This is a genomic window from Paraburkholderia xenovorans (assembly GCF_046030735.1).
Lineage (GTDB): Bacteria > Pseudomonadota > Gammaproteobacteria > Burkholderiales > Burkholderiaceae > Paraburkholderia > Paraburkholderia xenovorans_A.
This window is the reverse complement of sequence record NZ_JAQQBV010000065.1, coordinates 1-16,160: the sequence shown is the minus strand read 5'-3', so window position 1 is coordinate 16,160 and position 16,160 is coordinate 1. Positions and strand designations below refer to the sequence as shown.

Annotated in this window: 13 protein-coding genes; all 13 read left to right on the top strand. The window is 54.6% G+C overall.

The annotated features are described in order from the left end of the window. Window positions 1-550: phage tail sheath family protein (locus PQQ51_RS33225; protein WP_408501436.1), on the top strand; the 550-nt coding region annotated here is incomplete at its 5' end. A gap of 57 nt (window positions 551-607) precedes the next feature. Further along, a complete protein-coding gene (locus tag PQQ51_RS33220) occupies window positions 608-1,969 on the top strand; it encodes a phage tail sheath family protein (RefSeq protein WP_408501435.1) in 1,362 nt (453 codons plus the stop codon). A 70-nt stretch (window positions 1,970-2,039) separates the two neighbouring features. Then, window positions 2,040-3,260 (top strand): phage tail sheath family protein, encoded by a 1,221-nt coding sequence (locus tag PQQ51_RS33215; protein ID WP_408501434.1) that lies wholly within the window; start codon window positions 2,040-2,042, stop codon window positions 3,258-3,260. Beyond that, window positions 3,260-3,730, top strand: coding sequence for a phage tail protein (locus tag PQQ51_RS33210; RefSeq protein WP_408501433.1), 471 nt, complete (start codon window positions 3,260-3,262; stop codon window positions 3,728-3,730). Before PQQ51_RS33215 ends, PQQ51_RS33210 begins: the two co-directional genes overlap by 1 nt. Then, entirely contained in the window at window positions 3,727-3,906 is a 180-nt protein-coding gene (locus PQQ51_RS33205; RefSeq protein WP_408501432.1) for a DUF5908 family protein, read from the top strand. Before PQQ51_RS33210 ends, PQQ51_RS33205 begins: the two co-directional genes overlap by 4 nt. After that, window positions 3,903-4,601 (top strand): CIS tube protein, encoded by a 699-nt coding sequence (locus PQQ51_RS33200; RefSeq protein ID WP_408501431.1) that lies wholly within the window; start codon window positions 3,903-3,905, stop codon window positions 4,599-4,601. Before PQQ51_RS33205 ends, PQQ51_RS33200 begins: the two co-directional genes overlap by 4 nt. Then, on the top strand, window positions 4,601-6,208 hold the full coding sequence (locus PQQ51_RS33195) for a phage baseplate assembly protein V (protein ID WP_408501430.1): 1,608 nt from the start codon (window positions 4,601-4,603) through the stop codon (window positions 6,206-6,208). The genes PQQ51_RS33200 and PQQ51_RS33195 overlap by 1 nt, the downstream gene beginning before the upstream one ends. A gap of 40 nt (window positions 6,209-6,248) precedes the next feature. Then, window positions 6,249-6,671 (top strand): GPW/gp25 family protein, encoded by a 423-nt coding sequence (locus PQQ51_RS33190; protein ID WP_408501429.1) that lies wholly within the window; start codon window positions 6,249-6,251, stop codon window positions 6,669-6,671. Continuing rightward, the gene (locus tag PQQ51_RS33185; protein WP_408501428.1) at window positions 6,668-7,087 is read left to right on the top strand and encodes a contractile injection system spike tip protein; all 420 of its coding nucleotides are present in this window, start codon (window positions 6,668-6,670) and stop codon (window positions 7,085-7,087) included. Before PQQ51_RS33190 ends, PQQ51_RS33185 begins: the two co-directional genes overlap by 4 nt. A gap of 108 nt (window positions 7,088-7,195) precedes the next feature. Next, window positions 7,196-9,961: a baseplate J/gp47 family protein gene (locus tag PQQ51_RS33180; RefSeq protein WP_408501427.1), complete on the top strand. Its 2,766-nt coding sequence runs from the start codon at window positions 7,196-7,198 to the stop codon at window positions 9,959-9,961. Beyond that, a complete protein-coding gene (locus PQQ51_RS33175) occupies window positions 9,954-12,773 on the top strand; it encodes a baseplate wedge protein (protein ID WP_408501426.1) in 2,820 nt (939 codons plus the stop codon). Before PQQ51_RS33180 ends, PQQ51_RS33175 begins: the two co-directional genes overlap by 8 nt. A gap of 96 nt (window positions 12,774-12,869) precedes the next feature. Next, entirely contained in the window at window positions 12,870-14,405 is a 1,536-nt protein-coding gene (locus tag PQQ51_RS33170) for a contractile injection system tape measure protein (protein WP_408501425.1), read from the top strand. Window positions 14,406-14,458: 53 nt separating this feature from the next. Beyond that, window positions 14,459-16,160 (top strand): ATP-binding protein (locus PQQ51_RS33165; protein WP_408501424.1); only part of this gene is annotated, 1,702 nt, incomplete at its 3' end.

Sequence of the window (16,160 nt, the reverse complement as noted above, 5' to 3'; positions counted from 1 at the left end):
CTCCGTGGTTGCTGGCATCTACTGCATGGTGGATCGAACACGGGGTGTGTGGAAGGCGCCTGCGAATGTTGCGATTCCGTCGAACTATGTGCCGGTAACTTACGTCACGGATGATCTGCAAGGGACCTATAACACCGGCAAGGCCATTAACATGATTCGCGCGGTGGATAGCCGTGGCCCGGTGGTCTGGGGCGCACGCACGCTTAGCGACACCACCGATTGGCGATACGTTCCCGTGCGCCGACTGTTCGATAGCGCGGAACGGGATATCAGTACGTCGATGCAGACGATGATGTTCGAACCCAATAATCAGCCGACGTGGGAAAAGGTGCGGACCGCGATTACGAATTATCTACACAACTTGTGGCGAAACGGCGCATTGGCCGGAGCAACCGAAACAGATGCCTATTTCGTGGCGATTGGCGAAAACGTAACGATGACAGCCCAGGATATCGCCGACGGAAAAATGATCGCGCAAGTCGGGATGGCGGCCGTACGCCCGGCGGAATTCATTGTCCTGCAATTTACGCAAAATATGACGCAGGCCTAGATCGCAGGTATTCCATGACGTCGCGTCTGCAACTACATCTATCTGGAAGGACATGCCATGTCAGTTACCACGAGTTATCCGGGCGTCTATATTGAAGAGGATGCTTCGCCATCCCTTTCCGTGAGCAGCGCGCCGACTGCAGTGCCTGTATTCATTGGCCCGTTCACTCTTGCTTCTGGTGCTGCGGTTACACCGAGTCAATGTATCAGGGTCGCCAATTGGCTCGAGTTTACTTCCCAGTTTTCGTCGAATCCTACTGTTGCCGTTGCTATCGTGTCTACCGCCCCACCTTCCGATCCCGAGCCGTCGCCGATCCAACGCGAGGGGGCCACCCCCGTTCAGGCAGACAGCTATACGTACACTGCAACCGCAAGTGTGAAAGCAGTCAATCCGGCGTTCGATGTCAAACACTATTTCCAGAACGGCGGTGGCGCCTGTTACGTTCTACCGTTGCTGGATCCCAGCAGCGCGACTGAGTTGGCTGCAATGTCCGCTGCAATCGAAAGCGTTGTTGATATCACTTTGTTGTGCCTTGCGACCGGAGCGCCCACTACTGTGTATAGCGATCTGAATACTTTGCTCGCATCAAACAAGGGATACTTTCTGATTGCATCGAGTAGCGATGGTGCGACGACACCGGGTACGCAAGCTGACCAAACAGCAGTTTATTACCCAGATTTGAACACGTCGTATTGTTCTCCGCGTCCTCTCGATACCGCTATTGCTGTGACTGGTTATACCGACGCCGCCGGAAAAACTGCCAGCACCATGGCTCAGTTGCAAACAGTGAGCACTGGTGCATACAGTGTGGCATCCGCGGCGGTCGATACCGCTCTGGCTGTGCCGCTTCGCCTTTCCTCGGTAGCGGCAATGGCCGGCATCTATTGCAGTACGGATGCAAGCCGTGGTGTATGGAAGGCGCCGGCCAACGTCACTGTGAGCGGTATTACCGGTGTTAGCGCACTGGTGACGGACGATCAGCAAGGGACGATGAATAACGCGGGTATCAACGTCATTCGCAATTTTGCCAGTCGCGGCGTCGTGGTATGGGGTGCACGGACTCTCGCCGGCACGTCGGACGGGGACACGAGCTGGCGATATATACCTGTAAGGCGCTTGTTCAACAGCGCGGAGCGGGATATCAAAAAGTCGATGCAGACGATGGTATTCGAACCGAATAACGCACCCACCTGGGAGAAGGTTCGTAGCGCGATCGAAAACTACTTGAACAGCTTGTGGAAGCAAGGAGCTCTGGCAGGCGCCACGCCCAAAGACGCTTATTTTGTGAACATCGGCTTGAACGTGACCATGACGCAAGATCAGATCGACGCGGGCCAGATGATCGCAACCGTGGGTATGGCGGCAGTTCGTCCTGCGGAATTCATCATTCTGCAATTTACGCAGAACATGTCTTCATGACAGCTTGTCATTGGAACGAGATATTCCGGCAACGCGCCACGCATTGAAAAGATAGAGGAGGACTGCTTTCATGATGGGAATAAGCCAGCCGGACATCACTTTCAGTGAAGAAGTCGTTCCGAACCAAGTTGACGAAATTGCCAGCGCGGTGCCTTTGTTTATCGGCTACACGGAAAAAGGTTCCACGTATTCGCTTGTTCAGATCAGCAGCTTTTCCGATTTCGAAGACGAATTCGGCGAGGTATCCACAGGATCCAGTGTTCTCTACTACGCGGTGAAACATTACTTCGACAACGGCGGCACCAGCGGCTTCGTGCTTTCACTGGGCACTTATAGCGCGCTGGATGGCATCACACCCGATGCACTGATTGCCGCGTTTAGCGATAGCAGGATTTCGGAAGTGGTAGCGCAAGAGGATAGCATCACGCTCGCGGCGATTCCGGACATGGTCTTGCTGGCCGACGACGACAGTACGCACTGGGCGCAGGCATGGCTAGCATTGCTGACTATCTGTGCGGCGCGGCGCGGTGTATTCGGATTGATCGATACGCCGGATACCGCGGACAACGCTAGCGCATGTCTCGCGAGCTTTACGGGCAATTATCCGTCGAACCCGGAGTGGGGCGCCGCTTACTGGCCGCGTCTCGTAACCGGCTACGGTACGGACGACCAGAACCCGGTAGTCGTACCGCCATCGGCGGCACTGGCGGCAACGATCGAATACACCGACCAGACAACCGGCGTATGGAAGGCGCCTGCCAATGTGGCACTGGCGCAGGTCGTCAAGCCGAGCCAGTCATGGTTGCAATCGGAAGGCCTGTTCCAGACGGACGGTGCATCGATCAACCTGATCCGAAGCTTCGCGGGACGAGGCACGCGTGTCTGGGGTTGTCGCACGCTGACATCCGATATTAATTCTCCGTGGCTTTATGTGCAGATTCGGCGCGCGGTCGCCTATATCGAAGCGGAACTCAGCCAGATCGGGCGCCATTTCATGTTCGAGAACAACAACGCGCTGACGTGGATCAAATTCAAGGGGCTCGCGCATATCTGGTTACGTGAATTCTGGCTCGATGGCGGACTATATGGAACGGAGGAGAAGGATGCGTTCTATATCCAGATAGGTCTGAACGAGACCATGACTGAAGACGATATCACACAGGGGAAAATGATTATGACCGTTGGGCTGGCCATGACTTATCCGGCAGAGTTCATTGTTGTCAGTCTGGCATTCGATACGCGCCTGAATCTGATGCAGCAGCCGGAAAGCGTATCTGCAGGAGCGCGATGATGAACAATTCAGTTGTATATCAGCCAGCGGCGGCGCATCGTTTTTCGGTCACGTTCTTCTTCGGAAGGCTTCTGGTTCCCAATATCCTGGACTGTGCATTTCAGAGTATTTCAGGTCTGAGTCGTGAACTAGACGTTTCGGTCCACAGCGAGGGCGGTGAAAATATTCGCAATCAGTATTTTGCCGGAAAGCTTCAACATGGATCTTTGCGGCTCGAGCGCGGGGTCATGGTGCTCACCCCGTTGAGCGCTATGTTCAACTGGCAGTTGACAACCGGCAAGCTCATGTACCTTCATGCGGTGATTACGCTGTTCGATCTAGGCCCGCTACCCCTATGCAACTGGTTGATTGTGAAGGCGCTGCCGGTGGGCTGGCAGACGGGTACTCTGGATGCCAATAGCAATACCGTACTGATCAACACATTGGAATTGCGCTATCAGGAAATGATTCCGTTGGGTCTTAAATTATGACTGTTGAAATCCGGGAACTTGTCATTCATGCAAAAGTTAGCGTGCCTGATCATGATGGAATATCCAGGCAGCGAACGGAATACGGTCTGGAAACTGTCCGGGACGAACGCTGGATTCAGACGGTAGTTCGACGTGTGCTCGAGCAGCTTCGCGATGAAGGGTGGGGGCCAAGATGAACGTGTTGCATAGAAAGCCGACGAAAATGACGCTCACTGCGTATAGCGATCGCGAGATGACGCAGCAATCCGGCAACATGTCCGTCATGTACAACCCGGATTCCGTGTCGCTGGATTATCACACCGATTACATTCCGGATGCGTTCATCAACACGACGCGGCAGAGTAATCGCTATGTCCAGACACGGCCGGGAAACCTGAGCCTGGAGTTGCTTTTCGACGCGAGAATGCCCGGGAACAGAGTGCCGATCAATGTACAACTCGCCGGTTTGCGGGAACTTTGTTATAACGTCGACCCTGCCAACAGCGAGCCGCATTATTTGCAGGTGAAGTGGGGAAAAATGCGATGGAGTGGCAAGGGCTATTTCGCAGGCCGCATGAGTTCATTGTCCGTGAGGTACACGCTATTCGAACGCGACGCCACGCCGTTGCGAGCAACGGCGACACTTGTGATAACGGCCGACGGCAGTTTGACGCTACAAGGCGCGGAGGAACAGTTGAAGTCGCCGGCGGCCGCCGTGGTGAACGTGCCGGATGTCACCTCGCTTTCGCAAATCGCGAAGAGCGCCGGGAGTGGTCTCGCTGGCGGCACGGATTATCTTGCACTCGCGGCGGAAAACAGTCTCGATAGTCTCGATGCCATCTCGCCAGGGCAGACCCTGCAGGTTTCGGCCGGAAGTAGAGGGAGGGCTTGATGCGTCCTGTTCCTCTAATCGTGTTGAGAACTGGCGAACCGGCTCTGCCATTGACCGTGTTAAAGCCCCTCTGGGTGGAAACGCATCACAAAGTGAATGGTATTCCCACAGCCAGGCTGGTTCTGTCGGTGCCCGGCGATGCTTTGACAATGCTGTCGTCATGTGACGATATGGTTCGCTGCAAGCCCGGGCGAACGGCGGTGATTACTCTGCTTGAAAGTGGCGTTGAGAGCTGCATCTTTCGCGGCGTCATCGTGCAACAATCATTGAGATTGCGTCGCAGCTGCGTCGAACTCACGTTAATACTGCGTCATAGCCTGCAAAGACTGGTGAACACACATCGTTCACAGATTTTCGAAGTGCAGAACGATGCAGCGATAATTGGCAGTTTGTTTCTTGAGCAAGCTATTCCATTGCTGGGAGTAACGGGCATGGAGTTGGTGCACGAGCAGTTAGTTCAGTTTCGCTGTTCCGACTGGAAATTTATACGTTATCGCCTTAACGCAAACGGCGTGTGGCTGTTTCCTTCGCCAGATGGCGTGACCCTCACGCGTCCGAGACTTTCGGCGATTGCGGATCACACGTTGCACCAACATGCGTTGCTAGTTGAAGACGATGTGCTGATCGAGGAAAGTGACTGGTCGTTCAGCAAGCAGTACCAGACAGACAAATTGACGGTTGCGGCGTGGGACGACGAAACCCAGATTAACGATGTGGCCATAGCAGCAGCAACGCCGCTTGGCACCGGGGCCTTCGATTCTGCAGGTGGGACGACGCTGAATGTGACCACGTGGGAGTTCAACTACAGCACACCGCTTGGCATTGAACAAACGGCTACGCTCGCATCGAGCCTGTTGATGAATCTGCAATCTTCCGGTGCTCAGGGAGAATTTGTGGTCAATGGGGCGGTGACTTACGAGCTCGGACAAACGCTGGCCGTGGCCGACTTTGGCCAATCGTTCGACGGAATGGGGATCATCACAGGCGTGCGTCAGCGAATTCACATGGAAGAGGGTTGGCGCACCACTTTGTCGTTGGGGACGGACGACGTACTCGCCGACATGCAGACCATTCCGCGCGTGAGTGGCCTGCATATCGGCGTAGCCGAAACTTTCTCTGAAGACATGACGGGGATGAATCGGCTGCGCGTTCGCTTGCCGGTGTTGGGTGAGGTCGACAACGTGCTCTGGGCGCGTTTCGCCTCGCCTTACGCGAGCAACTTGAGTGGCTTCTGTTTTTACCCTGAACCAGGGGATGAACTGGTTATAGGTTTTTTCGACGAAGATCCGTCTTATCCGGTCATTCTTGGCGCCATGCACAGTCTGATAAATCGCGCACCGGTTGAGCCCAGTCTGGAGAATTATAACAAGGCGCTGGTGATCAACCGGCACGGTCAGCAGCTCCAACTCGCTTTCGATGCGATGGAGCCTTCTGTCCAACTTGCCACGCCCGGTAATGAATTGACGTTGCAGAGCGGCATAACGCTGCAGAGCGAAGAGTCTGTGTTGATCAAGGCGAGCAGTATTTCGATTGAGGGCGAAGAAGCCGCGCTTTCTGGTAAGAGCATGGTCAATATCACTGGCGCGAAAATCGACCTGTCTCAGTGAATTCCGCGGCCCGCGCGTTGACGGTTGACGAGAGGATAGTATGGCGAACGACATTCTGACAAAGATCTTCGGACGTGGTTGGGCTTTCCCACCCGAATTTTCGCTGGACACAGGCGTAGCGATGGCGGAAGGCGAGGGTGACGTTCAGCAAAGCCTGCGCATCCTGTTCAGTACTGAGCCAGGCGAGCGCATCATGCGGGAAAACTACGGCTGTGCGCTCTATGACGTGATGTTTGAAAACATCAATAGCGATCTGCTTGCTGAAATCGAAGTGCGTATCGTGGATAGCATGCTGCGTTTCGAGCAGCGTGCCAATCTGAAAAATGTGCGGCTTTATCAGCCTTCTTCCCGATCGAGTCAATTGCAGGTCGAGGTCACGTATTACCTACGCGGAAGTGAAATAGAACAGAAGATTTCCGGGATGCTGGACGTGGGTGAAGCCTTGGGAGGGCGCATCACATGAGTTCACTTGTAGTCGCGGAGGGCGATACCATCGTAATCGAACCGACGTTTGGTAGCCGTCAAGTCGTGCTTCTTGAGCCTGCGTTCATGTCGGGTAGCGGCGAGGCAACGATCGAAGGGCGCCGCATTTGCGTAATGGGCGACGAGAAACGTGTTGAACTGCAAGCGGAGTACTCTATCCCGGGATATTCGCCAGGAGCCGGCATTGTCAGCGTGGAGATCCTGGACGGCAGCCAGATGGCGCCGTGCGTTAGCAGCGGTGCACCACTCATTCTGATGGGCCAGCAGTTTACTGCCCGTTTTACACCAACTGTGCCGGCAGTAATGAGCAGTCCCCCGAACACGCCCGACCTGATGGAGCCGGGCATAGGGCGCGGACGGTTTGTGACACAGCAAGTTTTCGTTGCCGCGGCATGATTCGGGTGGCAGGTAGATTCAATCGGGTCTTTGCGACACCGAAAATATCAGGTATCCAATCTAATTGTGAAAGAAAGATACATTGCTTTGAAATAAGGGGAAGTTTTCATGGCTGACCTGACTGAGTTGAAGAACACGCTGGACGGCATCGCCGTCGGGAACGGATTTGTATTGGATAGTAGATCGGACGAATCGATCCTCACTGCTTTTCAGAATTACGCCGCGCTCATCCCATTCGATACCGACGGTCATAGCTGGGCGGATTTTTTCTTCATGGCCAATAACTCGCCGGCAGCGTTAGCACAGCTTCATGCCAGCAGTTCCCAGGCTGACGGCACGCTTTTGCCGCAGCAGGCCTTTCTTCTGGCGTTTATCGATCTGCTCAAGACGCCGAGAACGCTATTGAATTATTTTCCCGCCGCGCATCGGGAACTCTATTATCGCGATCTCCTCGGCATGAGTGAAAAGGACGCGATGCCTGACAGCGTCGCGCTTTCATTCCAGCTGAAGCCAACGACCGAGCAGCTTTTTCTGCCGGCTGGAAAATTGTTTGATGCGGGGCAGGACCAGCGCGGCGTGGCGCTGCGTTATGCGCTGGATCAGTCGTTGCTGGTCAACCAGGGGCAATGGAGCGACCTGCGCTGGGTACAACCCGGAACCGCTAGGACTCAACTCGCGAGTGCGCCATTCAATCTGCAAAATGACCAGGTTTGGCCCGAGTATGGCATGAGGTTGTTCGACGATTCCGCTGCCGATCAGAATACGGTGGTAACCGGCCGCATGGTGGAGTCTGCTTTGCTTGCGATGCCAGCGGGATTGCGCACCATTACGGTGACGTTTAGCGACGATCTGGATGCGTCCACTTTGACGATTGCGCAGGTGAGCAGCGGAGATAGCTGGCTAGATCTTGCAGTGTCATCAACGTCGGCCACCGTGTTCACGTTCACGCTTCCAGCCGACGCCGCTGCGATTGCGTCACCTCAAGATCTCGATGGCATCACATCCTCCGTGCCCCTGATGAAAATTGGACGCAACGATGGCGGTGCGGTGCCTGAAATCTTGTCGTTCACGACTGACGCGTCTGGCAGCAGCGAGGTGCACTACAGCACTGACTACGGTGTGGGCCAACTCGACACTGACAATGTCAGTTACCCTTTCGGCACCTCACCTGTGGTGGGTTCCGGGTTCAATCTGATAGATCCCGGCTGGTGTAGTCGGACTGAATCCGTCACGCTAACACTGGCGCTACCCTGGAGTGGCTTGCCCACTGTGGGTTTTCCGACGTGGTACGCCGGTTACGATGCAGCCAGTATACCGGCCGACAACGATCAATTCACGGTACAGGCGATGCTGGTATCCGCCACTGGCAAGACAGTACTTGAAGCAAAGACCGATTATAAAACTTCCGCTACGGACCTCGGCACGAGTTATCTGTCTCTGTTCAAATTGGGAACGGACGCCCCGATTCCCACCACGTTGACCATTGTGCTTCCGCCATTGCTACAGCCATCAACCATCGATCCGAGCAATCCCTGCGACTGGCCGCAGTGGCTGCGGCTGGAGTTGGTCGGTCGGGATTTTGGGCATGCGGACTATCAGAAGCTAGCGGGGACGAAGTCGCTCAACCCTCCCTATACACCGCAGCTGAATTCGATGACGGTCGACTACACCATGTCGGCCACGACTTCAGATTTCAATCAATATCTGCTCACCCCTTTCGGCTACGTCGCGGACACTACCGTACCGGACGATCCCATTCAATCGCAGCTCTATCTCGGTTTGACCGGTGGGCAGCCTGGTGAAACCATTTCGCTTTATTGGCAACTGCAAAGCCCGCAAACATTAGTGCCGAGTTGGGAGTATCTTAATCAGGATAACCAATGGAGTTCATTGAGCGAAACGGTAGTAGACGGTACGGATGGCATGTTGACTAGTGGGCTATGGTCGACTGTTCTGCCTGACGACGCAGCCGACGATGTATCGCAGATGCCGACGGGCCGATGCTGGCTGCGCGCCATCATCGATCCACCTGAGTTGCCCTCGGACAATACGAGCCGTTATCCTTGGTTAATCGGCATTGCCGCAAACAGTATGACGGCCACACTCAACGCACCGGATACCGTGGATGCCGCGCATTTTCTCCGTCCGTTGCCGGCCGGTACGGTAACCCGACCCGTGGCAGCAATTGCCGGCATTCAAACGGTGACGCAACCTTGGCCGTCGAGCGGCGGTGAGCCGCCCGAGGCGCCCACTGCGTTCTTCAGCCGTGTCGCTCAGCGGCTTTCTCACCGGGAGCGAGCACTGACCTGGCAAGACATGGCTTCGTTGCTAAAGGCCCGGTATTCGAGTGTGTTCGACGTGGCCATTCCGCCAGTGGATGTCCTGACTCGTATCCCCGCATCGTCGACGCAGACGCTGCTCGTGATCCCGGTGAATTCGAAGAAAGATAATGCGGATCCCCTGCGCCCGAAGTTCAGTCAGGCGCATCTGAGCGAAATGACTGACTACCTCGATAGCCTGGGTTCAGCCTGGGCGTCGATTACTTTGATTAATCCGACCTACACCAATGTTGCGATTGCCTATGACGTCACGTTCAACGTCAACCCCGATTACGGCTACCACAAGTTGCAGGAATTGCTGACGGTGAACTATATGCCTTGGATGTGGGATCGTCAGAGCGGCGTTACGCTCGGAAACACGTTGGATTACTACGGGATTATTGCGTGGATCCAGCAACTTCCCTTCGTCGTTCAGGTGAACAGCCTGACGCTCGATGGGGGCAAAGCCTCGGTTCAAGGAGGCGAACAGGACGTGTTGATATTGACATGGCAATCGCCGGCATTGGAATCGTCTGAAGGGGCAAAGAATGAGTGATTCTGTCAGTCTTCTATCTGTTGTACGGGACAGCATCTATTTCGACAATCTGCTATCGCGAGCGAAAGACGCTATTGCGACCTATGCCGCCCAGACATGGACGGACAAGGGCGAACATGACCCTGGAATTACATTTCTGGAGGGATTCAGCTATAGCGTCTCCGATCTGGCATACCGCAACACGTTGCCGCTGACCGATCTGCTCACGCCACCGGTCGAAAATCAAATCGTCGGAGATGGCGTTTTTCCCGCTGATTTTGGCCCACAGATGGCGTTGACAAGTGGTCCTGTCACGCCTGATGACTATCGTCGCGCACTGCTTGATCTTTACGATACGGAAGGTCAGTACTTCTACTTTCGAAACGTACAACTGGTGTGCGAGACAGACGATTACACGTACTGGTACGACACTTACGCGACTCAGTTCAGTTTTCAGAAGCCGACGCCGATTGACGGGAGTACTCCTATGGAATTTGAGTTACGGGGGAATTACACGCTTTATGTGGAGCCCTCCAGAGATACACAAGCGAACAATACAGCGGCGCAGGCGGCGCTCGATGCTTTCCTGACTGACAATCGAAACATTGGGGAGTCGGTCAGTCAGGTGGTCTGGACAAAGCCGCAAATGATCAACCCGGTAGCGCTGATCGAACTCGATGATAACGTACAGGATTTTGTTTCGATATATGCCGCCATATACGAAGCAACGGGAGAGTTTATCTCACCGAAGGCTGCGCGGTATACGACCGAGGCGTGCGAGGAGCAAGGCCTGAGGTCGGAAGACATTTGCGTCGGACCTTATCTGCAATACGGCTGGATTCCCGAGTTGCCCACAGAGGTTGATTACACGCAGCAGGTGTCGGTGAATCTCGGTGGTTTGGCAAAAGTCTGGCTGGCTATCGATGGCATTAAGTCTATCGTTTCGCTTAGGGAACATGCGAATGCCGATAATGTGTGGACGTGGACGAGCAAAGCTAACCAGACCTATGTGCAGTTATGGGGCAGCGATCCGCTGAGTGTGTTAGTTAATTCTGTGCAACTCGTGACCGCCGGTGGTGTGTATGTAAGCGTAAGCCCTGACGACATCCAGGCGAATTTATCTCCCGAAACCATAGTCACAAATTCAGCGGTCGTGTTGCCGTATGGCCAAAGCCGCAATGTCGCCCAGTATCACCCCGTAAGCGACAAGATTCCGCCCTGTTACGGATTGCAGCAGTTTCCGGCCTCGGCCGCGGAATCGCAACTCTATCAATACCTGCTTCCCTTCGAGCAGGCTATTGCCAATGGCTGCCAGCAATTGAGCATGCTGCCGCAGCTTCTCTCATTTACGCGTAATGGGTACACGGTTTGGGGCGCTCAGTGGCCTTATGCGACGGACAGCATCGGCGATAGAGTGCATGCTACTTATTCAGATTCCCTGATAAACCAGATAAAAAACAACTCCGCGGACTACAACCAGGAATTGGCAATCCTGAATTATTTGTTGGGCTATTTTGGTACCCAACGCGCTTCTCGCATGCTCGATACTTCCACAGACGAGTTTCTGGCCGTAGAGCATGACTATCTGGCGGAAATTACGACACTGGCTTATAACCGCGCCAACATTCGCGTCGATCAGGTTTCGTCACTGCAAAAACGTATTGCCGCGCGCCTGGGTTTTGGCGAAGGCCTTTTCGCCGACAAGGCGGACATGGGAAATCTGCCTTTTTACCTGGTAGAACACCGGGCATTGCTGCCGGAGCAACCATCCAGCGACTATGACGCTCCGAGCTATCCGACTTCGGCGGCGCTGTCGGCAGACGGGCAATCTCTCGTTATAACCGCGGCATCGAGCCAGGATCTGAGCAATTTGCTGGTCGGCCAATTGATCGACATGGTACTTGTAGGTGGCTTGAGCCCGGACAATGGCGATGACGACTTTACGCTTCAGGCACTGATCGTCGATCAAGTCGATGCTGGTGCAAAGACATTTAACCTGGATATCCAGAATAATCCACAAATCGGGATGTACACAGATCAGATTATTGCCGCGCAAAGCGCCGGCAAATTGTATTGGCAAAATTGCCAGGTCTGGTTGCATGAGATCGAATACCCATTGCAGTACGCATCCGATCAAACCGGCGCGCCCTCGGATGGGAAAATTCTGACTGTTCCCGCGTCTTTTCCCTTCCCCGCGCTTGTGCGACAAGGCGACACGCTGCTGATTAACGCGATTCATCCACCGGGGATCACGAACACAGTATGGTCATTGAAGGTGGTTGTTCAAGGCATCGATGATATCGCGGGCACGCTTACCGTTGCCAAAGCCGGCGGTGAGACGAATGATTTTCCGGACGAAGCCGATGAAACTAACTACTACTGGATCGATCAGAACACCGTTGACCGCTTCTCGTTCATCGTGAGTCTCGTACTGAATAAAGCAACTTTGCCGACAAGCGGTGATCCTTACACCACCGAATTGTGGATAAAACAATGTGTGCAAGCTGAGCTTCCGGCCCATGTTTCAATAGTGATCCATTGGCTGGACGATAAGAGTACCACTCCATCGAACTACTTTTCATTCCAAAGCTTTGCTCAGAGCTATGCGAGCTGGCAAGACGCCGAAACCGCACCGTCCACCTCGACGTACCAGTTACTGTGGATGCTTTCTTTGGGCAGGCTGCCGTCGAGACTTATCGGTATCGGCGCGATGATCGTTGCCACCCAGGGTCAGCAGACTGATGTGATCGGTAGCAGCGGGGATGAATGGAATGTCTCCGTCATTGTCGAAGATAATTTATTTTTTGTACCAAAGGAATATACGCCGTCGTAGTAGCGTGCCGCAGAAGTTCGGGCGGGCGCGGAAATCCAGTGACGATGCCGAATCCGTTTTCATATTTTTAAATTTAGTTTTCTGCGGGATTTACCGATGAATGGCGACACATCCAATACAAAGAACACGGTTGATCGCATGACGATTTCGCTATGCTGTGGCGCCGATGTTCAGCAGTTGACGGTGGAGAAATGTAGTCGTCTGTTTCATCAGCGCCTGCGGAATATTGTCGAAACCGAGCTTGGCCGTGCACACCAGCGTTATCCGTTGCTTGGCGAGATTCATCAGGCGAGTGTCGACATCGGGGAAATTCCCTTACTGCAATTCGAAGAAGAGTTTTGCCAACGTTTTTCCGTTGAATTTCGGCATTGTCTGGACGATCATGGCGCGACATGTTCCGAGCGGCATCCGCCGGTACTTGCGAATGCGCGGGAAGTCACCGATTTGCCAGCCCGGCAGAACGCAGATGCAGACGAGCTTGCCTCGTTCGATCGTTATCTTGATCTGGGGTATTGGCCGCGGCCTCGCGCGTGGATAGGAGAGAACGGCGCAGACGAATGGGTGCTCGCCGTGCGGGAAACCGACCCCGATCGCTGGCACGCGTTGATCGCCCGTGCTTGCCTTTTTCCCCAGAGACGACGCAGGCTGCTGCGGCTGCTGACGCAGGGTACTTTAGGTCAATGTCTGCCGCCGGCTGGGCCGGTCAGTCCATTTGCGATGCTAATTAAAGCATTACACTATTTTCAGCGAAATCCGCAACAACGTTTGCCACTTGCGAAAGTCGACCTGGACGCGCTCGAGGTGTCGGTATCAGGCAATGAAGAACTTCTGATCGCTTTATTCTCCGATACGCCGCCTTCGCCCTCAATTCCCTGGTTACGGGCGATCTGGATGCGACCGGCAGTTCGTGCCTGGTTGGAAAGTCGCCTGCCTGTTCGACAGGTCGAGGTCCTTCAGCAACTGTTGGGACAGGTAGGCGAGCACGAGTCTGCCGCAGGGCTAACACGGCAAGAACCGGAGCAATTACGTTCACAAGATAGATCAATACCAACGGAAAATCCTCAGCGTACAGATGGACAGAACATCGCTTATCGAAGCGCGGCACTTGATTTGACCTCCATCCCCGTCGCAAACGCCGGGCTGGTTCTCCTGTGGCCGCTGCTAGCCGATTTGTTTGCGCGTCTGGGCCTATGGGAGAAAGACCACTTCGTTAGCGCGCAGGCTCAGATAAACGCTGCGTGCTGGCTGGACCTCACGATCTGGGCGGACGATTGTGCGCGTGAGTGGCGTATGACGTTGACCAAGTGGCTTTGTGGTTTGCCGCTGGAGAGCGAAATTGACTGGCAAGCTCCCGACCAGGCCCAGGCCGAACAATTGCAGCAATGGCTTCCGTCGCTTGCCCTCCAGCTACCCGCATGGCGGATACTCAAAGAAGTTGATATTCGAACACTGTTCCTGCAACGACCCGGTTGTCTCGAACATGCCGACCCCGCCGGTAGCGCGATGACACTCGTCGTGCAGCCAGAGCCGTTCGACGTGCTTATAACCGAATGGCCATGGCCGTTGGAAACAATCATGTTGCCGTGGCTGGAGCAGCCGCTCACCGTGCATTGGCAGTTATTCTCGACATAGCGTGCCCCCATCTGCTCACAGCCGGTTTTTTGAAATCCTGATCAGGATGAATAGTGAAAATTATCGAGCCTTTCGACAAGTCTGGAATGTTTCTCCCGGATGATGGAGAGTACTTCGATCAATTGATGCGTCGCATCGAGCGTGTCGATTTGCTCTTGCAAAGACGCTATCATCGGCAGAGCAAAGGTTATGTTCTAGACGATTTCGTTCTCCCGGAGGAGGAGGTCGACGCTCTTCTAGACGAACCGCAAGGTGCGCCCGCGTGGCTGATGCGAGAGAGGAGCCGGTCCAATACCAACGCAGAGATGAGTCTGCCGTTGCAGAATGCCGATGTCTTTTCGCGATTGATTGAACGTTTCGACTTGACTGAGTTCGAGAGCAACGTCTTGCTGCTAGGTTTATTACCTCACATCGACACTCGCTATCTTTCACTGTTTTCCGGCATATCGGGTGACAAGCAGAGAAAGTTTCCGACATTCGAGCTTGCGTTGGGGCTGTTTTGCGACACGGTGGAAGAACGAAGTGCGCACCAGATCTGTTTGCTGCCGCAGTCTCCATTGCTTGCATGCCGCCTGCTTGGAATACGCGACAACGCGTCCGCTGACACGGAAAGTTGGGTTCATAAAGCATTCGTCACGACCAGCGATGTATTTCATTATCTATTAGGCAATGAGTATCTGACGTCCGAATTGCGCGCCTGCGCGGAAGTTCTGTCGATTGACGACACAAGCGAGAAAGAGCGCGACGGAGAGTTCGCCTCGTTCCGCGTGAACCTCCAGTCAATTCTGTTTGCGCCGCAGCACTCGGTCCGCCCGCTCATCATTCTGCGTGGCAGGGAGGGCAGTGGGCGAGCCGCGACCGTAGCCAGAGTCGCTCAATTCGCAGGACGCACAACACTGGCGTTGGACATCGCAAGGTTGCCGGAACATGTTGGTGACGCTGAAGAGATACTGTCTCAGGCTTTTCGCTATGCGCGCATGCGAGGGGCCTGCGTCGTGTTGCGCAACTTCGGCGATCTGGCCGAAGCTCGCAAGGCGTTGATCCCCTGTCTTTCCCGACAATTCGAGCAACCTGGGTTGGCGGTAGTGTGTCTGCTCGAGCCGTACTCTCCTTTGGCATGGGTGGGCAGCATCCCACAGCTATTGTTGAACATGCCCATGCTTGGGGTCGAAGATAAAGCGTGGCTATTGCGTGAATCAATCGAGCCGCTTGGCAATTCACCAATCGATGTCGACGCGCTCAGCCGTTGTTTTGACTTCACTGCGCAAACGTTACCTCAGATCGTCGAGGAGGCGCGGCTTTACGGTCAACTCCATAACCGGCAAGCAGACGAACAGGATCTCCGTAGAGCACTCCGGCTGCGCTCGCAACAGCATTTCGGCAAGCTGGCGCAGCGCATGGAGCCTAAGCGCCAGCTTGAAGATCTGATCGTATCGGATGAAGTGCGCCAGCAACTCAAGGAAATCACGCTGGCTTTCCACTATCGTGAGGCGATTCTGAACAAAGGCTTTGCCGACAAAATCGCTTACGGAACAGGTATCAGTGCGTTGTTTTACGGCCCGTCAGGTACCGGAAAGACCATGGCTGCGGAAGTGCTGGCCGCTCACGAGGGTGTCGATCTGATCAAGGTCGATCTGTCCGCCGTGGTCAACAAATACATCGGCGAAACGGAAAAGAACCTCTCCCGTATTTTCGATCTGGCGGAAGCCGATGCGGGCGTGCTGTTTTTCGATGAAGCCGATGCGTTGTTCGGCA